The organism is Blastomonas sp. SL216 (genome assembly GCA_026625625.1).
Classification (GTDB): domain Bacteria; phylum Pseudomonadota; class Alphaproteobacteria; order Sphingomonadales; family Sphingomonadaceae; genus Blastomonas.
In genome coordinates this window covers 1,186,805-1,209,248 of the sequence record CP113055.1, presented here as the reverse complement: position 1 = coordinate 1,209,248, position 22,444 = coordinate 1,186,805, and the positions used below count along the sequence as shown (strand labels likewise).

24 protein-coding genes are annotated in these 22,444 nt (G+C 62.1%); 14 read left to right on the top strand and 10 right to left on the bottom strand.

From position 1 onward, the window contains the following. The first annotated feature begins 52 nt into the window (after positions 1–52). The 4 genes from OU999_05830 to OU999_05815 all read left to right on the top strand — a co-directional run bounded on the left by OU999_05830 (position 53) and on the right by OU999_05815 (position 2,757). Entirely contained in the window at positions 53–715 is a 663-nt protein-coding gene (locus tag OU999_05830; GenBank protein WAC24707.1) for an energy transducer TonB, read from the top strand. 95 nt (positions 716–810) lie between these two features. Continuing rightward, complete coding sequence (locus OU999_05825) at positions 811–1,575, top strand: MotA/TolQ/ExbB proton channel family protein (protein WAC24706.1); 765 nt, start codon at positions 811–813, stop codon at positions 1,573–1,575. Positions 1,576–1,741: 166 nt separating this feature from the next. Further along, positions 1,742–2,275, top strand: a complete 534-nt coding sequence (locus tag OU999_05820) for a biopolymer transporter ExbD (GenBank protein ID WAC25358.1) — start codon at positions 1,742–1,744, stop codon at positions 2,273–2,275. 38 nt (positions 2,276–2,313) lie between these two features. Further along, entirely contained in the window at positions 2,314–2,757 is a 444-nt protein-coding gene (locus tag OU999_05815) for a biopolymer transporter ExbD (GenBank protein ID WAC24705.1), read from the top strand. 80 nt (positions 2,758–2,837) lie between these two features. Here OU999_05815 and OU999_05810 read toward each other — a convergent pair whose 3' ends face one another. After that, on the bottom strand, positions 2,838–4,250 hold the full coding sequence (locus OU999_05810; GenBank protein WAC24704.1) for a hypothetical protein: 1,413 nt from the start codon (positions 4,248–4,250) through the stop codon (positions 2,838–2,840). A 27-nt stretch (positions 4,251–4,277) separates the two neighbouring features. Further along, positions 4,278–5,525, bottom strand: coding sequence for a glycosyltransferase, exosortase A system-associated (locus OU999_05805; protein WAC24703.1), 1,248 nt, complete (start codon positions 5,523–5,525; stop codon positions 4,278–4,280). A gap of 124 nt (positions 5,526–5,649) precedes the next feature. On the opposite strand from OU999_05805, the gene OU999_05800 reads away from it, so the two are divergent. From OU999_05800 to OU999_05770, 7 genes are all read left to right on the top strand, one after another. Beyond that, the gene (locus tag OU999_05800) at positions 5,650–5,823 is read left to right on the top strand and encodes a hypothetical protein (protein ID WAC24702.1); all 174 of its coding nucleotides are present in this window, start codon (positions 5,650–5,652) and stop codon (positions 5,821–5,823) included. Continuing rightward, positions 5,816–7,174, top strand: coding sequence for a putative O-glycosylation ligase, exosortase A system-associated (locus OU999_05795; GenBank protein WAC24701.1), 1,359 nt, complete (start codon positions 5,816–5,818; stop codon positions 7,172–7,174). Before OU999_05800 ends, OU999_05795 begins: the two co-directional genes overlap by 8 nt. 28 nt (positions 7,175–7,202) lie before the next feature. Continuing rightward, positions 7,203–8,381 carry a mechanosensitive ion channel gene (locus OU999_05790; protein WAC24700.1) on the top strand — a complete coding sequence of 393 codons (1,179 nt, stop codon included), beginning with the start codon at positions 7,203–7,205 and terminating at the stop codon, positions 8,379–8,381. A 185-nt stretch (positions 8,382–8,566) separates the two neighbouring features. Further along, positions 8,567–9,025 (top strand): MaoC family dehydratase, encoded by a 459-nt coding sequence (locus OU999_05785; protein WAC24699.1) that lies wholly within the window; start codon positions 8,567–8,569, stop codon positions 9,023–9,025. Positions 9,026–9,076: 51 nt separating this feature from the next. After that, positions 9,077–10,252, top strand: coding sequence for an acetyl-CoA C-acyltransferase (locus OU999_05780; protein ID WAC24698.1), 1,176 nt, complete (start codon positions 9,077–9,079; stop codon positions 10,250–10,252). Positions 10,253–10,356: 104 nt separating this feature from the next. Continuing rightward, positions 10,357–10,809, top strand: a complete 453-nt coding sequence (locus OU999_05775) for a D-Ala-D-Ala carboxypeptidase family metallohydrolase (protein ID WAC24697.1) — start codon at positions 10,357–10,359, stop codon at positions 10,807–10,809. Between the two features lie 69 nt (positions 10,810–10,878). Next, a complete protein-coding gene (locus OU999_05770) occupies positions 10,879–11,388 on the top strand; it encodes a pyridoxamine 5'-phosphate oxidase family protein (protein WAC24696.1) in 510 nt (169 codons plus the stop codon). Positions 11,389–11,445: 57 nt separating this feature from the next. On the opposite strand, the gene OU999_05765 is transcribed toward OU999_05770, so the two are convergent. Together OU999_05765 and phaZ are read right to left on the bottom strand one after the other, a co-directional pair. Then, positions 11,446–12,414: a dipeptide epimerase gene (locus tag OU999_05765; GenBank protein WAC24695.1), complete on the bottom strand. Its 969-nt coding sequence runs from the start codon at positions 12,412–12,414 to the stop codon at positions 11,446–11,448. A 69-nt stretch (positions 12,415–12,483) separates the two neighbouring features. Beyond that, entirely contained in the window at positions 12,484–13,704 is a 1,221-nt protein-coding gene (gene phaZ / locus OU999_05760) for a polyhydroxyalkanoate depolymerase (protein ID WAC24694.1), read from the bottom strand. 273 nt (positions 13,705–13,977) lie between these two features. On the opposite strand from phaZ, the gene OU999_05755 reads away from it, so the two are divergent. Both OU999_05755 and OU999_05750 read left to right on the top strand, forming a co-directional pair. Further along, on the top strand, positions 13,978–15,852 hold the full coding sequence (locus tag OU999_05755) for an ABC transporter transmembrane domain-containing protein (protein ID WAC24693.1): 1,875 nt from the start codon (positions 13,978–13,980) through the stop codon (positions 15,850–15,852). Between the two features lie 16 nt (positions 15,853–15,868). Next, positions 15,869–16,906 carry an esterase-like activity of phytase family protein gene (locus OU999_05750; protein ID WAC24692.1) on the top strand — a complete coding sequence of 346 codons (1,038 nt, stop codon included), beginning with the start codon at positions 15,869–15,871 and terminating at the stop codon, positions 16,904–16,906. Here OU999_05750 and OU999_05745 read toward each other — a convergent pair. Together OU999_05745 and rpmB are read right to left on the bottom strand one after the other, a co-directional pair. Continuing rightward, entirely contained in the window at positions 16,875–17,342 is a 468-nt protein-coding gene (locus OU999_05745) for a Rid family hydrolase (GenBank protein WAC24691.1), read from the bottom strand. The two genes, OU999_05750 and OU999_05745, sit on opposite strands and share 32 nt — an antisense overlap. Before the next feature lies 1 nt (position 17,343). Then, entirely contained in the window at positions 17,344–17,625 is a 282-nt protein-coding gene (gene rpmB / locus OU999_05740; GenBank protein WAC24690.1) for a 50S ribosomal protein L28, read from the bottom strand. Positions 17,626–17,772: 147 nt separating this feature from the next. On the opposite strand from rpmB, the gene OU999_05735 reads away from it, so the two are divergent. Beyond that, on the top strand, positions 17,773–18,231 hold the full coding sequence (locus OU999_05735; GenBank protein WAC24689.1) for a nucleoside deaminase: 459 nt from the start codon (positions 17,773–17,775) through the stop codon (positions 18,229–18,231). A gap of 12 nt (positions 18,232–18,243) precedes the next feature. Here OU999_05735 and OU999_05730 read toward each other — a convergent pair whose 3' ends face one another. The 4 genes from OU999_05730 to OU999_05715 form a co-directional block, all read right to left on the bottom strand. Beyond that, positions 18,244–19,746, bottom strand: coding sequence for a hypothetical protein (locus OU999_05730; GenBank protein ID WAC24688.1), 1,503 nt, complete (start codon positions 19,744–19,746; stop codon positions 18,244–18,246). 66 nt (positions 19,747–19,812) lie between these two features. Next, positions 19,813–20,184: a hypothetical protein gene (locus OU999_05725; protein WAC24687.1), complete on the bottom strand. Its 372-nt coding sequence runs from the start codon at positions 20,182–20,184 to the stop codon at positions 19,813–19,815. A gap of 286 nt (positions 20,185–20,470) precedes the next feature. After that, positions 20,471–21,277 carry a LytTR family DNA-binding domain-containing protein gene (locus tag OU999_05720; protein WAC24686.1) on the bottom strand — a complete coding sequence of 269 codons (807 nt, stop codon included), beginning with the start codon at positions 21,275–21,277 and terminating at the stop codon, positions 20,471–20,473. After that, on the bottom strand, positions 21,274–22,371 hold the full coding sequence (locus tag OU999_05715) for a histidine kinase (GenBank protein WAC24685.1): 1,098 nt from the start codon (positions 22,369–22,371) through the stop codon (positions 21,274–21,276). Before OU999_05715 ends, OU999_05720 begins: the two co-directional genes overlap by 4 nt. Positions 22,372–22,444: the final 73 nt, after the last annotated feature.

Below are 22,444 nucleotides of genomic sequence, written 5' to 3'. Positions count from 1 at the left end.
TCGGCGCTCCCCGGATGACGGGTTTCAATAGGGTAAGGAGCGTCGTTTCTGAATGGCCTATGCTGATCAACAGGCAAGCGGAAACAAGATAGTTTCCCTCGTTATCGTGGCATTGATCCACATCGTGGTCATCTATGCCCTGGTGACAGGACTTGCATATAGTGCGGTCAAGTCGGTCGCAGAGAAGCTGAACGTCGTTGACGTTGAGGAAGAGGTGATTGAGCCGGAAGAGCCGCCGCCACCTCCGCCTGATCAGCCGATCACGCCGCCGCCGGTCGTAACGCCGCCGCCGATCGTTCGGACGCCGCCAACCACGGCTCCGGTCATCACCACCACCAACACGCCGCCGCCGGTATTCACGCCGACGCCGGTCGTGGCTCCCCCGCCGCCGCCGCCGGCTGCGCCTCCGCCGCCTTCCAAGGCTTCGGGTGCATCGCCTCGCGGTAACCCGGGAAGCTGGGCAACCACCAACGACTATCCGGCGCGTGCGCTTCGTGAAGAGCGTGCCGGTACCACCCGGTTCCGTGTTACCATTGGCCCTGATGGCCGTGTGACGGATTGCCAGATCACCGGATCGAGCGGCCATGCCGATCTCGACGAGGCGACCTGCAAGAACGTGAGCCGCAGAGCGCGCTTCAAGCCCGCCCTGGACTCCGCAGGTAATGCGATCTCGGATACCTATTCGAACGCGGTTCGCTGGGAAATTCCGAAGTAAGTTTGGACTGGATGCCGCTGCGGCGGATTGGGTTTTGGTTCTAGATGCACCGGTTTTGTGACGGCGCTCTATCTATTTTCTGAGAGGAAGTTTTGATGTTGATTGAAATGCTTGCTGCGGCTGCAGGTGAGGCGCCGAAAAACGCTTTCGGTTTTGCGGAAGCTCTCGAGCAGGGCGGTGTGATCGCTTACGCCACCGTCGTTATCCTGGGTATCATGTCGTTCGGCTCGTTCTTCATCCTGTTCACCAAGCTGTTCGAACAGCAGAAGGTGCTTTCGCAGGGTGCCAAGGTTCGTGAAACCTTCTGGCGCGCTGGCAGCATGAAGGAAGGCGCCAACAAGCTCGAGAAGAACACTGCCTACCGTCAGATCGTCGACGACGGCCTGAAGGCTCAGGAAGAGCATGCCAAGCTGACTGACCCCGTCGAAGCACATGACTGGCTGCACGGTTCGCTGAGCCGTTCGGAAGCTGCCATCAACGCCAAGCTGGCTGGTGGTCTGCCGTTCCTGGCAACCGTGGGTGCAACCTCGCCGTTCATCGGTCTGTTCGGTACCGTTATCGGTATCTACCGCGCATTGATCAAGATCGGCATCGCCGGTCAGGCTTCGATCGACCAGGTGGCAGGTCCCGTGGGTGAAGCACTCATCATGACCGCACTGGGTCTGGGCGTGGCTGTTCCCGCCGTGCTTGCCTACAACTGGCTGCAGGCTCGCAACAAGCTGATCGCTGCCCAGCTGAGCGCCTTCTCGACCGACGTTCTGGGCTATATGGCTTCGAACGGCGCCGTGGTTCCGGCTGTCAAGGCTGCCGCTCCGGCTGCCAAGCCTGCTGCTCCCGCCGCCGCACCGATCAAGAAGTAATCCGATACCAGGTAGGGATGCGATCACCCTTCAAGGTGCTCGCATCCCCTCCGGGCAGCCAAGCTGCTCTTTCGGATGCACTGCAGCTGATCCAGCATAGGATCCGCTCGGTGACACAGCCACCGCTCCTAGGAGCATGTGGCATGACAGAATAGGATTTGTTGCGATGGCAATGAGCGTTGGAGGCGGCGGCGGCGAAGAGAAGCCGATGTCCGACATCAACACCACGCCCCTGGTGGACGTGATGCTGGTGCTTCTGATCATCTTCCTGATCGCGATTCCGGTCGTGATCCAGACGGTGGACGATCTGGAAATCCCGGTGGTCGAGTTCGAACCGACCGAGACGAAGAACGAAAACATCCTGCTTTCGGTTTCCTCGACTGATGCCAATGGCCTCAGCCCCGGTGACGATGGCTTTGCGGGCGCCAGCCCGAACGGCGAGTGCCGCGTGTACGTGAACGTCACGCCGGTGGACAATGCCGAGCTCCAGGAACTCGCTGTGAAGCGTCTGGAATCGATCATTGAAAATGCCGGTGGCGTGGAAAATCTGAAGGAAGAAGATCTTCCTGAAGTGCACATCCGCGGTGACGTCAATGCACCCTATCGTTGCATCGGCGGCGCGATTTTCACCGTGCAGCGGGCCGGTTTCGCCAAGGTGGGCTTTATTTCCTCGCCCATCGCGCTGGTTGAAGCAGGTTAAGCGCTTCGGTGCGCAAACAGGAATTGGAGTAGCTTGATATGGCAATGAGTGGCGGCAAGGACGATGGCGAGCCGATGATGGAGATGAACACGACGCCGTTGATCGACGTCATGCTCGTGCTCCTCATCATGTTCATCATCACCATCCCGGTCCAGACCCATGCGGTGAAGATCGACCTTCCGGTGGACAGCCAGACCCCGCCGGACGTCCAGATCGAACCGGTCAAGAATAAGCTGACTGTCGATACCAACGATACCATCGCGTGGAATGGCACGCCGGTATCGCAGGGACAGCTGGCCGGCATTCTGGCCCAGACCCGCAACATGGATCCGGAGCCCGAACTGCAGTTCCAGCCGGATGCCCGTTCGCGCTACCAGATCACCGACGAGGTTCTCGCCGTGATCAAGCGCAGTGGCGTCACCAAGCTGGGCTTCGTGGGTAACGAACAGTATGGCACGTTCCAGAAGCCCCCGGGCAGCTGATCGTTCCGACCCGTTCAGGGCACAAAAAAAGGGCGGCGTAGCGATACGCCGCCCTTTTTGCTGTCTGGGGTATAGGGCGTTCAGCCGCCCCGCTGCTTGTCAGAAAGCTGGCGCAATGTGGCGAGCGCATCACGGAGCGCCGCATCCATGTCGTCGTCCTGCGCTGCCGGTGCAGGCTCCGGCATGTCCGCCGGCGCGCTGGCCGCAGGTTCGGCGGTTTCCGGTGCATAGCCGGAAACTGAAGGCGGCAGATATTCAACGTCCTCATCCCAGATCGGGCGTGCGCCAAAGGCTTCACCGGCAGGCGCCGGCTCTGCGCTGTCCGTCGCCAAGGGCATCGGGGCGCTATCGTCTTCGGGTGCTTCAGGCGTCACCGCCTGGGGCTCGTCAAGGCGCAGCTTGAACGGTGCAGGCGGTGCCGGATCCTCAGCAGGAAATTCCGCACGCTCCACGGTGGGCAGAGCAGGCTTGGCGAGCGAGAATACCCGCGCGCTGGCGTCTTCGACCGAGCCGAATGCGGGGCGGCGTGCCGTTGCCGCGCGCCGCCGGGCAAGGCCAGCTTCCAGCCGTGCGAGCAGCTCTGCAGTGCTCAGCCCGTCCAGATCACCCGCCACATCGGCCACGGCCAGCGGCTCTTCGCTCGCGGTCGGAACGGGCAGGTCGGGTGCGATCATCTCGTTGGTCTCATCGAGCGAGATCGGAACCTCGTCCAGCACCGGCTCGTCAAGCGGCAGCGGATCGCTGGCGGCGAGCCGTGCGGGCTCGGGCTCGAATGCAAGGGGCTCCGGCTCTTCCGGTGCGCTCATCGCCGGCGCATTGGGCGGTGGCGGAGCGAAGCGCAGCGAAGGTGCGGGCGCATCGACGGCGGGCGCGGCGAAAGCCATGTCGGACCCAAGCTCCAGCGGCGGCGGTGCGATGACCGGCATCGCGGCCTCGGGAGCATCGAGCGGTTCGCCCAGGTCTTCGCTGGCGCGGATCGGCGCGCGCACCGGAGCATCGGGATGCTGGTCGCCATTGCGGATCCGCACCGGGGCCAGATCCGAAAAATCGGTGATCGTGCCGGGCGCTGCCTCGGCCTTGCCGAAGCGCAGCGTGCGCAGCCAGCCGGCAAGCTTGCCGCTCTTGGCCGCAGGCGCGATGCCCTGGCCATCGTCCTTGCGGGCGTCATCGGCTTTCCGGATGGCGGTTTCAAAACCCATATCGTCACTCTCCGCACGTGGCAGCAGCGCCAGCAGCGCTCCTGCAGTCAGTGTTCCAATGCCCGCACTCAGCGCGAGCCTGGCGGTGTCGCCCAGCGGCGGGGCGGCCGCGGGCAGAAGTTCGGCAATGCCATAAGCGGTGACAAAGCCCTCGATGGCGTTCATCGGGATGAAGCTGCTGCCAAAGGCGGCCGCGACGCCGCCACCCAGCGCGATCGCTGCGGGATAGCGCGACAGGACGCTGGAGCCGGCATTGCCGGTCCCTGCCTGTTCATCCGCTTGCGGTGTCGCCATGTCGTTTCAACCCTGGTGCCATCATGATCAGGCAGCGCTGGAAACGCGCCTGCCCGCATGATGCTCTAGCATGCGTTGGTAAACGGGTTGATAACGCTGAACATTCCGCGCCCAGTTGCGTTCCTCGGCAACAAAGGCCCGGGCGGTGGCCCGTCGCTCATCCCAACTATCGCGCGCCGCGACCAATCCGGCCAGCGCCTGCGCCATGGCGGCGGGATCGTCAGGTGCGAACAGCGTGCCGGTCATGCCATCGGCAATCAGCTCGCGATGCCCGCCGACATTGGATGCTGCGACCAGGCGGCCCTGCGCCATCGCTTCCAGGGGCTTGAGCGGCGTCACCGTCTCGGTCAGGCGCATCGCCTTGCGCGGGTAGACCAGAATATCGGTGAGGCTGTAATACTGCTCCACCTCGCTATGCGGCACGCGGCCAGCAAAGCAGATGGCGTGCGCGGCTGGCGAGCTTTCCGCCTGGGCGCGCAAGGCTGGCTCGGCAGGGCCGCCACCCACCAGCAACAGGCGGATATCGGGATCGCGTTCCAGCATCAGCGGCATCGCGGCGATCAGGTCGTCGAGCCCTTCATAGGGATAGAAGCTGCCGATAAAGCCCAGCACCGTCTTGCCGGTCAGCCCGAGCGCTTCGGCGCGGGCGGGGTCGGCGGGCACCGGGGTGCCGAACATCTCCATGTCCACGCCATTGGGCGAGACCATGATCTTGGAGGGCGGAAAGCCGCGCGCGATCAGGTCTTCGCGCAAGCCTTCGCAGATCACCGCGACCGCATCGGCCTGGGCTACCGCGCGGTTTTCCATCTGGCGCGTGAGCCAGTATTTGGCCGAATGCTCGCTGCCGGTGCCGTTGCCGACCGCGGCATCTTCCCAGAAGGCGCGGATTTCATAAAGGACGGGCAGACCGAGTTTGCGCCCGGCGCGGATCGCGGCCAGCCCGTTGAGCGCGGGCGAATGGGCATGCAGGATGTCGGGCTTCCAGATCGCGGCGGTGGCCTCGGTTGCGCGCGCCAGCGCGGCGATATCGCGCCATTCGCGCAGGCCCGGCGGCCCTGAGACGGGTTCCATCGTGCGGTGGAAAGTCAGGCCGTCATGCTGCTCGACCGCCTCCACCTCAGCGCCTGCAGGAAGCGAGGCCTGATGCCGCACGCTGGTGACGCCGCGCACGTCCAGCCCGGCGCGTTGCTGCGCGGTCATGATCGCGCGCGTGCGGAAACTATAGCCGCTGTGGAGCGGCAGGCTATGGTCGAGAACGTGCAGGATCCGGGTCATGGCGCGCAAGCCTATGGCGCAAAAGGATTAACGCCGCGTCAACCCATTGCGCTTATGGCTGTAAACCGCAACGCGGCTTGTGCATAGTCGGGTAGTTCAATGTTCAGGGCAGGGCCGCAGGTTCATGGTCGACAATTTTGCCATTGCGATCTCGCACCTGCTGGTGGCGCTGGCCGCCTGGCGGCTGGTGTGGCGTGCCGATCTGGACAAGGAAGAGCCGCCCGCCAAGGACACGACCGGCAGCGGTTTCTTCCAGCGACCGGCCAGGCGCGCCCCGGGAGACCGCGGCGATGCGTGATCTTGCCTTTGTCGGCTTTCTGGCCGCGTTCCTCGCGCTGGGCTTCAAGCGGCCGTTCATCTTCGTGCTGGCTTATGCCTATGTCGATATCGTCGCGCCGCAGCGCCTGTCCTACTGGATGCTCAACGCGGTGCCGATCTCGCTCATTGTCTTCGGGCTGGCGTTTCTCGGTTGGCTCATTGCTGACGACAAGAAGGACATGCGCGTCTCGTTCCGCCAGGGGATGATGCTGCTGCTGTTCATGTGGTGCGCCTATACGACGCGCACGGCCGACTTTCCGATCGATGCGCAGGGCAAATGGGAATGGGTGTGGAAGGCGCTGATCTTCGCGATGTTCCTTCCGCTGACGCTGCGAACCAAGCTGCGGATCGAGGCGCTGGGATTGATGATGGTGCTGTGCGCCAGCTCGATCATCATCACCGGTGGCATCAAGACGCTGGTTTCCGGCGGCGGCTATGGCGTGATGCAGTTGCTGATTTCCGACAATAGCGGGCTGTACGAGGGCTCGATCATCTCGACCGTCGCGATCTGCATCATTCCGCTGATCCTGTGGCTCGCCAATTACGGCACGGTGTTCACGCCCGACTGGCGGGTGAAGGGCTTTGCCTATGCGCTGATCTTTGCCTGTCTGCTGATCCCGGTGGGGACGCAGGCGCGAACCGGCCTGGTGTGCATTGGCGTGCTCGCGGTGCTGATGCTGCGCTTCGTGCGCTACCGCTTTCTTTATGCCGGGCTGGCGATGGCGCTGGCGGTGGCGGCGGTGCCGTTCCTGCCCTCCAGCTTCACCAACCGCATGGCGACGATCGGCGAATACAAGGCCGACCAGTCCGCCTCGACCCGCGTCGCGGTCTGGGCCTGGACCTGGAAATATGTGCAGCAGCACCCGCTGGGCGGAGGCTTTGAGGCCTATCTGCAGAACAAGGTGAAATTCGATACCGTCGCGGCCAAGGGCGATGGCCCCAACACCCAGATCGAGAAGCAGGAAATCACCGACAAGGGCCGCGCCTATCATTCGAGCTATTTCGAGATGCTGGGCGAGCAGGGCTTTCCCGGCCTGTTCATGTGGCTGGTGATCCATCTGGGTGGCGTGGTGCGGATGGAGATCATCCAGCGCATCTATCGCAAGCGCAACCGCGAGGACGAGACCTGGGTGGTCCCGCTGGCGCTGGCGCTGCAGAACGGTCAGATCGTCTTCATGGTCGGCTCGGCCTTTGTCGGCATCGCCTTCCAGCCGTTCGTCTACATGCTGATAGCGATGCAGATCGGGCTCGATACCTATCTGGCGCGTCGTCGCAAGGAGGCGGCTTTCCGTCCCCTGGTCGATGCCCGCGCCGCGCCCAAGGTTGCATGATCGGCCTGCGCTGCCTAATTCGGGCGGCATGACGACCAAAAAGACCGCAGACGCGCCCCCCGTCCTTCCTGAACCGATCACCGCAGAGAATGTCGAGCAGCGGCTTGCCAGCCTCTGGGCCTGGATCAGCGACCATGCCATCGAGATTGCGATTGCGGTGGGCGTGGGCACGGCGATCTATTTCGCGCTGGCCTATCTGCAGCGGCGCGCGCGCATCTATGCCGACAAGCAACCCGACCGGCTGTCGCTCGCCGCGATCATCGGGCGTACCTTGTCCAAGACCAAGCAGTATTTCCTGATCATGATCTCCGCGCGGCTGGTGGTCGGCTTTTCCGAGGCACCCGATGGCATCGTCCGGGTGGTGACCTTCCTGTTCACCGTCGCAGCCGTATTCCAGGTGGCGATCTGGGCGCGCGAGATCATCCTGGGCATGATCGAGCGGCGCGCATCGGGCAGCGACGATGCCGGCAGCGAGACGCTGGCCAATGCGATGTCGCTGATCCGCCTGCTGGTGACGGTGGTGCTGTTCGCCATCGCCTCGATCATGGTGCTCGACAATCTGGGCGTCAATGTCACCGGCCTTATCGCGGGTCTGGGTATCGGCGGTATCGCCATCGGTCTGGCGGCGCAGGGCATATTTTCTGACCTGTTTGCCGCGCTGTCGATCATCTTCGACAAGCCGTTCAAGCGCGGGGAGACGATCGGCTTCGATACCACCACCGCCACGGTCGAGAAGATCGGGCTGAAAAGCGCGCGGCTGCGCTCGGTCAATGGTGAGGAGATCATCATCTCGAACACCAATCTGCTGGGCAAGCAGATCATCAACTACACGCGGCTCAATCGCCGGCGGACGCGCTATCGCATCGGTCTGGTCTATCAGACCGCACCCGACCGCGCGCGGCTGGTGCCGGGGATGCTCAAGGAGATCGTCGAGCAGGCCAGCGGCATCTTCATCCGCTGCGGCTTTGTCGGCTTCGGCGCGAGTTCGATCGATTTCGAACTCGATTTCGACGTGATGAGCAGCGATTTCGAGGTGGTGTTCGAGACGCGCCACCGGGTCGGCATCGCCATTCTGGAAAGGTTCAACGCCGAGAAGCTCGAATTCGCCTATCCCACCCAGACATCGTTCACCGCCGCCCCCGATGGCCGGTTTATCATGCCTTATCCCGAGGGCGGCTTTCAGGTGGCCATGGCCGAGCACGAGTGAGCCGAGGCCGAGTCGAAAGGGGGTGTAAGCGCTTTCCGTTTCCGTAAACTGCCGCTGACAGCCTGCATGCCGTAGCGGCGTGCAGTCTTGCCTTGTATGAACGGCGGAAAAGCGCCAAAAGACGCGCATTCCATATCGCGGCAGGTCACAAAGACCGCAGCCCGAACAGCGACAGGAGAGCAGGAATGAGCGCAATTTCCCCGCAGGAAATGAAGGACATGGTCGGCAAGACGCTGGGCACGTCGGAATGGCTGCTGGTCGATCAGGACATGATCAACAAGTTCGCCGATGCGACCGGCGACCACCAGTTCATCCATGTGAACGAAGAGATGGCCAAGATGACGCCGTTCGGCGGCACCATCGCCCATGGCTTCCTCACGCTGTCGCTCTTCCCGGTGCTGATGGCCAAGTCTGACTGCCCGCGCGTCGAAGGCGTGAAAATGGGCGTCAACTATGGCGGCAACAAGGTTCGTTTCCTCGCACCTGTCCGCTCGGGCAAGAAGGTGCGCGGCCATTTCAAGCTGCTGGACCTGGAGGAAAAGCGCCCCGGCCAGTGGCAGCAGACGCTCGAATTCACGGTCGAGATCGAAGGCGAAGACAAGCCTGCCGTGATGGCCGAGTGGATCAGCCAGTTTTTCGTGTGACCCATAAAGGCCCGCCGACGAACACAGGCGGGCCAATCGAGGAGAATTTCCATGCGTGATGCAGTTATCGTTTCCACCGCCCGCACGCCGATCGGCAAGGCCTATCGCGGCGGTTTCAATGCCACCCCGTCGCCGACGCTGGCGGCGCACTCGATCCGCGCTGCTGTCGAGCGTGCCGGTATCGAAGGCGCTGAAGTCGACGACGTCGTGATGGGCGCCGCGCTCCAGCAGGGCGTTCAGCACACCATCGGCCGCACCGCCGCGCTGCGCGCCGGTCTGCCCGTGACCGTGGCCGGCATGTCGATCGATCGTCAGTGCTCGTCGGGCGTGATGTCGATCGCGACCGCCGCCAAGCAGATCATCGTCGATCGCATGGACGTTGTCGTTGCCGGCGGCGTCGAGTCGATCTCGATGGTGCAGACCCCCGAAATGCGCGTCGGCCCCGATCCGGAGCTGCTGGCGATGCACAAGGACATCTACATGCCGATGCTGCAGACCGCCGAAACGGTGGCCGCACGCTACAATATCAGCCGCGATCGCCAGGACGAATATGCCTACCGCTCGCAGATGCGCACCGCTGCGGCGCAGGCTGCCGGCAAGTTCGACGACGAGATCGTACCGGTCAAGGCCAAGATGGCGTTCAAGAACAAGGAAACCGGCGAAGTCACGATGACCGATGTCGAAGTGACCAAGGACGAGGGCAATCGTGCCGACACCACGCTGGAAGGCCTGAAGGGTCTGCAGCCGGTCATGGGTCCGGGCATGAACATCACCGCGGGCAATGCCAGCCAGCTGTCCGACGGCGCATCGTCGGCGGTGCTGATGGAGGCCAAGCTGGCCGAACAGAAGGGCCTGCAGCCGCTGGGCCGCTATGTCGGCATGGCCGTTGCCGGTACCGAGCCTGACGAGATGGGTATCGGCCCTGTCTTTGCCGTGCCGCAGCTGCTCAAGCGCTTCGGCCTGAAGATGGACGATATCGGCCTGTGGGAACTGAACGAGGCGTTCGCGGTGCAGGTGCTGTACTGCCAGGACGTGCTGGGCATTCCTGACGAGCTGCTCAACGTCAACGGCGGTTCGATCTCGATCGGCCACCCCTATGGCATGACCGGCGCGCGCTGCACCGGCCACGCGCTGATCGAAGGCAAGCGTCGCGGTGCCAAGCACGTGATCGTCACGATGTGCGTCGGCGGCGGCATGGGCGCTGCAGGCTTGTTCGAAGTCTTCTGACGCGCTGACAATCTGGTCCGTTTCGGTCCAGACTGAACTGCGGTCGGCGACAGCCTCCCTGATACTCTGCGCCTGCCTTGATGGCAGGTGCAGAGGAGGGGAGTATGTCGTTCGATCATGCCGCATTCGCAGATCAGGTTACCAGCTGGAACCTGAAGTTCTTCAAGCCTTATGAGTTCCTGATCCTGGGTGGTCGTCACAACGACCCGCAGAGCCCGGCCTTCGGCAAGAACCGGCTACCACCGCAGGAGCTGTGGCCCCGGATGATGCGCACGGCGCAGATCCTCGATGCCTTCCGCCTGCGCATCGGGGCTCCGGTTCGGATCACCAACGCCTATCGTAGCCCCGAATATAACAAGGCGATCGGCGGTGCGCGATCGAGCCTGCATGTCGAGTTCAACGCGCTCGACTTCGTGGTCGAAGGCGGCAGCACCCCGGCGCAATGGGTGCGCACGCTGCGCGGCATGCGCAACGATGAAAAGCTCTTCAAGGGTGGTGTCGGGCTGTATCCCAGCTTTGCGCATGTCGACACGCGCGGCGAGAATGCCGATTGGTGATGCGGGCACGGGCAGGGAACGCATGGGCGCGTGCCTCGTAACATCCTGTGTCTTTCACAGGAGCACGACATGACCCCCACGACCACTACCGGTTCGACTTCGGATACCTATGAGGCGCTCGACGCCTTTTGGAGCGCGCTGGAAAGCAGCCCGTTCCTGATGCTGGGCCTGCCGGCGCAGGTTGCCCATAGCCAGCCGATGACCGCCCAGTTCGATGGCCGCCATGGCCCGATCTGGTTCTATGGCTCGCGTTCCAGCCGCCTGGTGGAAGGGCTCAGCTCCACCAACGATGCGATGGCGCAATATGTGGGCGAGGGGCACAAGCTGTTCGCCTGCGTGGCGGGCATGCTCACCATCGACAATGACCCTGCGATCATCGACAAGTTCTGGTCGAACGCGGTGGAAGCCTGGTACGAACAGGGCAAGGCCGATCCCGATCTGGTTATGCTGCGCTTCGACCCCAGCCATATTGAAATCTGGCAGGCCGACATGTCGCTGATGGGCAAGATCAAGATGATGTTCGGCGGCACGATGTCGCCCAAGGATCTTGAGGGCAAGCACGTCGAAACTGCGCTTTAAGCCCGATCATTCCGCCGCCTGCCAATCGCGTCCCGGCAGGCGGTGGATAGCCATGCCTCAGGCGAGGCTGATGATGCCGTTTTCGAAGCGGAAGCCGCCCGGACGATCTTTTTTCAGCAGTGCCGGTCCATCCAGATCGACCCAATCGGCGGTCTGGGCCAGGTGGAAGGCAGGGTGAATGCCCAGGCTGGTCGACAGCATGCAGCCGACCATGGTCTTCAGCCCCCGCGCCTTGGCCGCCTCGCTCAGCCGCAGCGCCTCGGTCAGCCCGCCGGCCTTGTCGAGCTTGATGTTGACCGCCTGGAAGGTCGCGGCGACGCGATCGATATCCTCGGCGACATGGCAGCTTTCGTCGGCGCAGAAGGGCAGCGCGCTCGCCACGCCTTCAAGATCCTCTTCAAAGCCCGCCTCAACCGGCTGTTCGATCAGCTCGACGCCCAGCTTCTTGAGCGCGCCCGTGATCTCTTCCAGATCGACCTCTTCCCACGCCTCATTGGCATCGACGATCAGCCGTGCATCGGGCGCACCGATGCGGACAGCGGCCACGCGCAGCAGGTCATCCTCGCCATTCAGCTTGAGCTTGAGCAGCGGATAGCCCTTGGCGGCGGCCTTTTTGGCGTCGGCCTTCATGATTTCGGGCTCGTTGAGCGAAATGGTATAGGCGGTGACGAGCGGCTTGGGCTGCGGCAGGCCGGCCAGCTGCCAGAGCGGCTTGCCCGTCGCCTGGACTTCCAGGTCCCACAAGGCCGCGTCGAGCGCATTGCGCGCCGCGCCTTCCATCATGGTCTTGAGCAGATCCTCGCGGGTCAGCGGGCGGTTCTGCTTGGCGCGCATGTCGATGGCTTCTGCGCACAGATCAGCCGTTTCGCCTTCATAATAGATCGGCGTGCCTTCGCCGCGACCGACATGGGTGCCGTCGGTGACCTCGCAATAGACGACATCGACATCGGTCTTGGGACCACGGCTGATGATGAAACTGCCGTCAACGGCAAAGCGCTCGACGCGCACGGTCTTCAACTTGATCATGCGCGCGGCGATAGGATGCAGGGGCCGGGGCGGCAAGCCACAAAAGCCGTCCCCGGTGCCTGCTTGCGATCAATTGTGGCTGGCTATCCATTCCTCGACCACAGGTGCGATGCGATCGCGCCACTTGCTGCCGTTGAAGATGCCGTAATGGCCGACGCTTTCGGCCATCAGATATTTCTTCTTCGCCTTGGGCAGCTTGGGCGTCAGCGTCAGTGCGGCGCGCGTCTGGCCGAGGCCGCTGATATCGTCGCGCTCGCCCTCGATCGCCAGCAGCGCGATATCGGTGATCGCACCGGGATCGATGCGCTTGCCGCGATGCATGAACTCGCCCTTGGGCAGGCTGTGCGTCTGGAACACGTTTTCGACGGTCTGGAGATAGAATTCCGCGGTCATGTCGCAGACCGAGCGATATTCGTCGTAAAAGTCCTTGGTCGCATCGGCGCTTTCGCCGTCGCCATTGACCAGGTGCTTGAACATTTCCCAATGGCTCATCATGTGATTGCCCAGGTTCATGGTCATGAAACCGGTCAGCTGCATGAAGCCCGGATAGACCTTGCGGCCCGCGCCCTTGTACTGGAAGGGCACCTTGGCGATCACATTATGCTCGAACCATGCCAGCGGACGCTGCGTGGCCATGGTGTTGACCGCCGTCGGCGCCTCGCGCGTGTCGATCGGGCCGCCCATCATCGTCAGAGTCCTGGGGCGGCAAGGGTGCTGGTCCGCCGACATCAGCGCGGCGGCGGCAAAGCACGGCACCGAGGGCTGGCACACGGCCAGCATGTGCGCGCCGGGGCCTACATGCTCGAGAAAGCCGACCAGATAGTCGATATAGTCGTCGAGATCGAAACGGCCTTCCTTCAGCGGCACGTCGCGCGCATCGGCCCAGTCGGTGATGTATACTTCATGCTTGGGGATCATCCGCGCGACCGTGCCGCGCAGCAGCGTGGCATAATGGCCCGACATCGGCGCGACGATCAGCAGCCGAGGGGCATCCTTGGCCAGCTTCTCGTGACGGAAGCGGATCAGGTCACCGAACGGGCGCTTGAGAACGACTTCCTCGTGTACCGCGCTCGGTGTGCCATCGATATCGACGCTGGCGAGTCCGAAAGCCGGCTTCCCATAGGGCGCGGACGCGTGCGCAAACACCTCCAGGGCAGAAGCCATGATCGGCTCGCCGCCAAAAAACGTCATCGGGTTGAGCGGGCTGTTGAGCATGTTCGCGCCCATCGTCGCGATGGCGCTCGCGCTCGACAGGAACGAGCGCTGAAGTTCATAGGCGTGGTAAAGCATTCTATTCCCCTGCAAACCGCCGTGTCCGCTTGGTGCGGCTCTGTCCGGCGGCCTCTCGCCTGCCAATGTTGCGCTGCACCACCGAAAATACAAGCAATTAACGCAGGTGCAGCGTTCCGGGTTGCCAGGCAAAATCATTGCATGCAGGGGTTAATCAATCGGTTACAGGCGCTTAGCCATATGTAAACTTAGCGTCCCGAAACGGTGATGCGGCCAGCCACGATCGCCCCAAAATCGTTGAGTGCAACCGGCTGGCCTGCTAGGCGCACAGCCATGGCGGAAACACATAATCCAGCGACAGCTCCGGCGGCTGCAAACGATCCTGCGGTCATTGATGCACCCGAGGCGGGGCAGGCCGATTCCGGCAAGGGCAAGCGTGGCAATCCGCGCCAGCTCGGCAATCTGGCGATGATCGGCAAGTTCGCCTCGGCTTATCCGCGCCAGATTGCATTCGCACTGCTCGCGCTCACCGTGGCCGCCGGTGCAACGCTCGCCATTCCTGCCGGGTTCAAGCTGGTGATCGATCGCGGCTTTGGCGGCGAGGGCGGCAGCACCGAGGATATCGGCCGCTGGTTCCGCTATCTGTTCATGATCACCATGATTCTGGGCATTTCCACCGCGCTGCGCTTCTATTTCGTGTCGTGGCTCGGCGAGCGCGTGGTCGCCGACATTCGGCTGGCGGTACAGCGCAATCTGCTCGGCCTGGCCCCCAGCTTTTTCGAGACCAACCGTCCTTCCGAAATCGCCTCGCGGATGACGTCGGACACCGCGATCGTCGAGCAGGTGGTCGGCACCACCGTCTCGGTCGCACTGCGCAACCTCGTCGTCGGGGTGGGCGGCATCGCCTATCTGTTCTCGCTCGCGCCCAAGCTCACCGGCATGCTGCTGCTGGGCATTCCGCTGGTGGTGCTGCCGATCGTGTTCATCGGGCGGCGACTGGAAAAAGTCGCCCGGTCGAGCCAGGATCGCGTTGCCAATGTCGGCGCGACGACCACCGAAGTGCTGGCGGCGATGAAGATCGTTCAGGCCTTCGGGCAGGAAGAGCGCGAGGCGGCCCGCTTCGGCGAGGCGGTCGAGACGACCTTCGCCACCGCGCGCCGCCGCATCACGCTGCGCGCGAGCCTGACCGCCGTGGTGATCACCCTCATCTTCGGGGCGATCACCGCGATCATGTGGCAGGGCGCGATCGATGTGATCGAAGGCCGGCTTTCGGGTGGCGATATCGCTGCATTCGTGCTGACCGGCGGCTTGGTCGCAGGGGCCTTTGGTGCGCTGACCGAGGTCTATGGCGACCTGCTGCGCGCAGGCGGTGCGGCTGGACGGCTCAACGAGCTGCTCAACGAACAGCCGGAGATCAAGGCGCCCGCCAATCCCATCGTGCTGCCGGTGCCGCCGCGCGGCCAGCTGAGCTTCCAGAATGTCAGCTTTGCCTATCCGACCCGGCCCGAAACGCTGGCGCTCAAGGATTTCTCGCTTCAGGTCTCGCCGGGCGAGACGGTTGCGATTGTCGGCCCTTCGGGCGCGGGCAAATCGACCCTGTTCCAGTTGGCGCAGCGCTTCTACGATCCGCAGGCAGGCTCCGTGCGCATTGATGGCGTCGCGCTGTCGTCCGCCGATCCCAAGGAAATCCGCCAGCGCATGGCCTTTGTGCCGCAGGACAGCGTGCTGTTCGCAGCGAGTGCGCGTGACAATCTGCGCTATGGCAACTGGGCAGCCAGCGACGAGCAGATCTGGGAGGCGGCGCGCGCGGCCAATGCGGAAGAGTTCCTGCGCAAGCTGCCCGAAGGGCTCGACAGCTATCTGGGTGAGGGCGGCGCGCGCCTTTCCGGCGGCCAGCGCCAGCGTATCTCGATCGCCCGCGCGCTGCTGCGCAATTCGCCGATCCTGCTGCTCGACGAGGCGACCTCGGCGCTCGATGCCGAAAGCGAAAAGCTGGTGCAGGACGCACTCGAACGGCTGATGCAGGGCCGCACGACGCTGGTGATCGCACACCGGCTCGCCACCATCCGCTCGGCTGACCGTATCGTCGTGATGAGCGACGGCGGAATTGTCGAGGAAGGCACGCACGACCAGCTTTCAGCGCGCAACGGCCTGTATGCGCGGCTTTCGGCGCTGCAGTTTACCGAGGGGCCGCTCGCTGCCGAGTGACGGGGAGGACCGGGCCGTGGAGCCTGTGGACGATGAATCGCCCCGGCGTGCGGCAGTGCGGCGCGCCCTGGCGCTCACCTCGCTGCTGTTCTTCCTGGGTACGGGCGCTTTTGTCGCCGATTCGCCGATCCCCGGCAATGACAGCCAGCAGATCACCGTGCGCACGCCGCGCGACCTGCCGGTTCTGCCATACCGCATCGGCGGTGGTTCCCTGGCTCTGGTCGGCGGGTGGGAGCTGTTCAGCGACAACAGCGATTTCGGCGGCTTTTCCGCGCTGCACGCGATGGGTCGGGGCCGACTGCTGGCCCTGAGCGATGCCGCCGTCCTGGCCGGGTTCACGATCACGCGGCAAGGCAGCGCCGAGAAGACCTTCATCGCGCCGCTGCCGGTGCGCAAGGGCGAACGGAGCACCAAGAAGGACCAGGATTCCGAAAGCCTGACCTTCGACCCGGTGTCGGGCCGCTTCTGGGTGGGGTTCGAGCAGTTGCACCGCATTCGCCGCTATGCCCCCGGCTTTGCCCGGGCCGAGGCGACCGGCAGGCCTGCGGGGATGCGCGACTGGCCGCAAAATGGCGGCGCAGAGGCCATCGTGCGGCTGCGCGACGGTCGCTTCCTGGTCTTTGCCGAATCGCGCTCGCTACGCCCTGGCGTGACCGCCGGGCTGATCTTCGATTCTGATCCTGCTGAACCGGGCGCCAAGGCCAGCGCGTTCGCCTATCAGCCGCCCAGGGGCTATCGCATTACCGATATCGCCCAGCTGCCCGATGGACGGCTGGTGGCGCTGCATCGTCGCTTCAGCCTGGTCGAGGGGGTCAGTGCGACGATCGGCCTGATCGACGCGGATACGGTGAAGGGCAAGGCACTGGTCCGCCCGCGGATCATCGCAACGCTCAAGCCGCCTTTGCCGGTCGACAATATGGAAGGGATCGCGGTGGACCGCGAGAGCGGCAGGACGATCCTCTGGATCATCTCCGACGACAATTACATGGCATTGCAGCGCAGCCTGCTGCTCAAGTTCGAATTCAGCGAACCGGCTTCTTCGCCACGATCTTGATTTCGGTCACGCCGCCGGGTGAATAGAGCCGGCTGACCTGAACCGCAGTCCAGGCAGCGAAGGGCGGCGTGATGAACTGCTTCTGCACTTCAGACATGGCCGCAACTTGGGGCTCTATGTCGGTGTGATAGCTGGTGATATCGACCACGTCTTCCCAGGTCGCGCCAGCGCGCACCAGGATATCGCTGATCCGGCGATAGGTGCGTTCGAACGCAGCCTTGTCAGCCGTGGGACCGACAACGACGCCCGAAAGATAGATGGTTCCGTCGCGCAGGATAACGGCATCGCTATAACCCGCGCTCTCCTGAAAGGCGCGTTCCTGCGGGTCTTCGGAGTAGAGAACTTCAGCCGTGGTGCGCGTACCCGCCAGTGCGGGCTGCGCCAGCGCTGCAAGGCCCAGCGCACCGGCGATCAGCACGGTGCGCTGGCAGGCCATATCAGGCCGCAGCCTTGTGCAGTTCGCGCTTGATCTTGGCAGCGCGCGCCGACAGCTTGTCTTCGCTGGTCTTGAGCAGCCAGTTGTCCAGGCCACCGACATGTTCGACCGAACGCAGTCCGGCGGTCGAAACGCGAAGCTTGAAGCTGCGGTCCAGCTTTTCGCTCATCAGCGTGACGTTCTGCAGGTTGGGCAGAAACACGCGCTTGGTCTTGTTGTTGGCGTGAGACACATTGTGGCCCACCATCCGGCCCTTGCCGGTCAGTTCGCAGATGCGCGACATGATAAAGAATCCTGATGCAATAGGTTTGCTAGAAGAACGGGGCGGTTAGCGTCAGATGACCTGCAAGTCAACCGCCTGCGCGCCGATAGAGCCTGTTTGGACGGAAACCACTGGCAGCGCAAGCGGCTTTGCGGCAATGCGGTCGGGATGACGCTGGAAACCGCCCGACATTATGCCGCGCACGCGCTCGACCTGGCTCGCAAGGCTGCCGCGCTGGGCGAGGTGCCGGTTGGCGCGATCGTTGTCCACAAGGGCCAAATCATCGGCCAGGGGCATAACCAGCCGCGGGCGCTGCACGATCCCACCGCCCATGCCGAGATCATGGCGATCCGCGAGGCGTGCGCTGCGCTGGGCAGCGACCGCCTTACCGGATGCGCGCTGTGGGTGACGCTGGAGCCCTGTGCCATGTGCGCGGGCGCCATCGCGCATGCCCGGATTGCGCACCTGCATTATGCCGCAAGCGACCCCAAGGGCGGTGCAGTGGAACACGGCCCGCGCCTGTTCCATCAGCCAACGGTGCTGCACAAGCCGGAGGTATATGCCGGCGTGGGCGAGGAGGAGGCATCGGTGCTGCTCAGGGGCTTTTTTGCAGCAAGGCGAGCTTAGGTCTGGGACGGGTTACGGGTTCGCTACGTCTGGAACGAGAGCCTTCCAGGCTTCCACGTAAACCCACTGGCTTTTCTCGGCCTCGGCAACATAGGCATCGGTCATGAACGGGGCTGGCACATATTCCGCATTGAATGACCGGCCTTCGCTATCGTCATTGATCTTGAAAGAAAATGTCTGTGGCGGAAGAATGTATTTTTTCCTGTCTTTGTAAAAGCCCTCACAAAATCGGCGTAGGTTGGTTGATGAAAGCGGGGTGCGACTTTCTCCAATGTAGAGAGCTTCCTTGAAAGCATCATAAGTATTAGTTCGCGTCGTGTCGATCCATAGGCGTGGATATTTGATTCCGCCCAAGACGCCTTTCAGGTAATCCGTGCCACTATAGTGTATCTTGGGGTTCAAATAGCGATCCACTTTTTTATCATTGTCGTTCTTTTTATCGTATGCATTGAACCCAGGCTTGATCAAAATTAAATTGAAGCAACTATCGATATATTTTGTAACTTCGTCGTCAGAATCCTTGGCGTCGCTCTGCCATTTATCGTTCGATGCCAACAGATAGGCGACATCGACGCTGATCGCCATTTTACGATTGGAGGCAAAACTGGAGACCCGGAAGCCGGTGTCAATGCCCGGGCCGATGAAATCGAGCTTGAGTGCGTCGTCCGAGCTGAACTGGTGCGCCGATTCTGCGGCAGCATTGACGTCTTCGGTCGGTTCGGACCCGACAGAAGAACCAGCCGACGCTTCCTCGAACTTCTTCGCCGTCCGCTGGTACTCGGTGTGCATTCGATAATAGGCTGCCGAGATGACCTGGTCGCTCACCTTGTCGATGGTTTCGAACGAAGGCTCGATACGGTGATCTGCCTGCTGGCTATCGTAGAGGATGCGGACACCGGAGCTTGCAGGCAGAATTCGGTTGCGAACGGGAAACTCGGCGCTCCAGATGCAAGACTTGATGTCGAGACCTTCGATGTCGAGCGAGCTAGGGATGGGGGCCTTGCGCACCGAATTGTTAGGCAATGGGGAATCGGTCCCCTGGCTGGTGGCATATCGGCGCCAGTCGTCTTCTTCCTGCTTCTGCAGCTTGCGCAAGGTGTCGAGGCCGGTCCGGACCTTCGCTATCGTGTTCATCCAGCATATGACGGTGGTTCGCACCTGAAAGGGATGGGTGCATTCCTTCCAGAACAGGACCTCATCGCCGAGAGACTTCCAGAAATTGGGTCTCGGCCCACAGAATAGGTCAAGTGTGTCTATATGACCAAGCGCGCGCGATCGGCGATCTTCCAGGATCGATAGAATGTCCTGCCACTCGACCGCGAGCGTGTCCTGAACATCCGAATAGAATTTGGTCGCTATGGTTTCCCACGCGCGCGAGCGTTCGATGCTTCGTTCGATCTCGCTTGGATCGAAGGGCTGTTTCAGCGCTGTCGAGCCGACGATGTCTGCGCCGAAGAACAGCTTGAAGCGGGGAAGTTTTCCCCAATCCCGACAATTGACAAGCTTGAAGTTCATCTGCCCGATACCCCTCTATCGGTCGAATGATTATGCCAGAACGTCAGTCGCGCATGACTCGATGCGTCAGTCGCGCAGAAGAAGTTGCCTGAGTGCGATGTATCCAATAGGAATATTCAGGCGATGACTGAGAAATTCGGACGCGATCGGGTTTCGATCGGCGCTCTTAATGGCAGATATGAAAGGGCTGTTACTGGGCAGGAGGCTGGCGGCGGTCAGCAGATCGAGCACAGCCTGTTCGCTTTTTTCGGTTGTGATCGTCGTGATGGCAGCACGGTATTTGGGCGGAGGGTTCTTGTAAATCGCCTGTGCCCGCTTTCTGGCGCGATCAATCGGGTGTCCGCTTCTGACATCCTCGTTTACCGGCGCGTTGTTCGCCAACTCATCGATCAGCCGTACTGCCCGGTGCAGATCGAGCGCAATTTCCTCAACTGCCATATCGTCCCTCCGATGAGCTGCGTCAGCGCTTTCAACTTCCGCGTCATCGGAGACCTCGGGAGTGTGCCTCAACCAATGATTCGCCAGTTGCCGTGCCACCTGCATGCCTCACTTTGGTTGATACCAAATAAACGACCTGCAATTTAGGAGAAAAAATCACAATCGCAACTCAAATATGACTAACAATCGAGGCCTTTGATCCAGTTTGGACCAAAGGCCTGATTTAATTCAGCAAAGCAACGAGAATGGATTGAAATGGCTAATTATGGCGAAACTAAGGCAGCCCTTAATGGACGAAGCGCGCAACAACGTCGCGATAGCTGCGCGACACCTTCACCTGCGCGCCCGATTCCAGCACCAAGAAGCATTCGCCATTGGTGTGCGGCTTGACCTGGCGAACCAGGCCCAGATTGACGATGGTGGAACGGTGCACGCGCTGGAAGTTGCGCGGGTCGAGCCGCTTTTCCAGGTCCTTCATCGTCTCGCGCAGGATCAGCGAATTGTCGCCAGTATAGATGCACATATAGTCGCCGGCGGCATCGATCCGCTCGATCGTGTCGACATCGACGCGGAAGATCTGGCCGCGATCCTTGATGTTGATGAGCTTTTCGTAGCGGTTCGACGCCGCAGCCTCATCCTCTTCGCCAAGGTCGAGATTCCCGACCGCGTCGGGGGCGACCTCGTTGAGGACGTTCATCAGCTTGACCGCCTCTTCGCGGCCCTTCTTGTCACGAATCCGCTCGCGGATGCGGTCGATGGCATCCGCCAGACGCACGTCCTCGACGGGCTTGAGAAGGTAATCGACGGCCTGCGCCTCGAACGCCTTGATCGCGTGCTCGGAATAAGCGGTGCAGAACACCACCAGCGGAGGTTCGATATCCATGATCCCCTGCACGACCGAAAAGCCGTCAAATCCGGGCATCTGGATGTCCAGGAAGATCAGATCGGGCTTCAGCGTCTTGATCTTGCGGATGGCCTCGCGTCCGTTGAGGCAGGTGTCGATGATCTCGATGTCTTCAAACTTTTCCAGCCGGAGCTGCATTCCCTGAATGGCGAGTTTCTCGTCGTCGATCAGGATGGTGCGGATGGTCATGCCTGTAATTGCCTTTGTTCGCGTGTTTCAAACGGAATTTCGATAATCACGCTATAGCCGCCCCCGGGTGATGATCGTGTCTCAAACCGGTGATTGTCTTCATATGCCTGGGACAGTCTGTCCCTGATATTCGCCAGCCCGACCCCGGTTGATGCATTGGCTTTCTCGCCCTGCTTCTTCAATCCGGGCCCTGTGTCGGTTACGGTGATACGCAGCAAAGGTCCGATGAGTTGCGCCGAAATGTTGATATCGGCACCATCTTCCTTGGGCGTCACCGCATATTTAATGGCGTTCTCGACCAAAGGTTGCAAGAGCAGCGATGGCAGAAGCGCCTTTGCGGCATTGGGTTCGATGTCGAAATGTGCACGCAGCCGCTCTTCGAAACGCATTTTCTCGATGTCGAGATAGAGTTTGAGCGTCTCCACCTCCTGCTCCAGCGTGACCCGCGCCGTTGGCTCGTTGGCCAATGTATAGCGCAGGAACGAGGACAGCCGCGACAGCATCGCGTTCGCCGGCTCGGTCTGCTTGAGCAGAACGAGCGTGGAGATGCTGTTGAGCGTGTTGAACAGGAAATGCGGGTTGAGCTGATAGCGCAGCATCGCCAGCTGCGCGCTGGTCGCCTGGTTTTCCAGTCGCAGCATCTGGTCCTGTTGTTCCTCGATCCGCAGGAAGAAGTTGATCGCATAATAGAGCGCCGACCATGCGCCCAGCAGCGTCAGGTCAAGATAAAAGGCGCCGAGCAGGATCGCGGTGAAATTGCTGTCGGTACCGGGTCGATAGAGCGTCGCCACCCAGGCATCGACAAAGGCATAGAGCGCCGACCCTGTCAGCAGCACGATCAGGGTCACGCCCCAGGTGACCAGCGGCTTGCGGTCGATCAGCGTCTGGTAGATCACGCTCATCACCAGCGACACCGAATAGCCGGTAATCGTCGCGATGATGATCGGCACCAGGAACGAGATCGGCTGGCCATTGGCAAGGCCCGAGATGCCGCGCAGCGCCAAGGCGCCTGCCCAGCCCAGGGTCTGCAGGTTCCAGAAGGCCCGGTTCTTGTTGGCGAAGAACGGTGTCGGCTTGATGGGCAGCATAGCCATGATGAAACGGGGCTTAGCCGGAATCGGGCCTTGTCCCCACAACTTTTTGCATCATGTGCGCAGCTGCGTTACC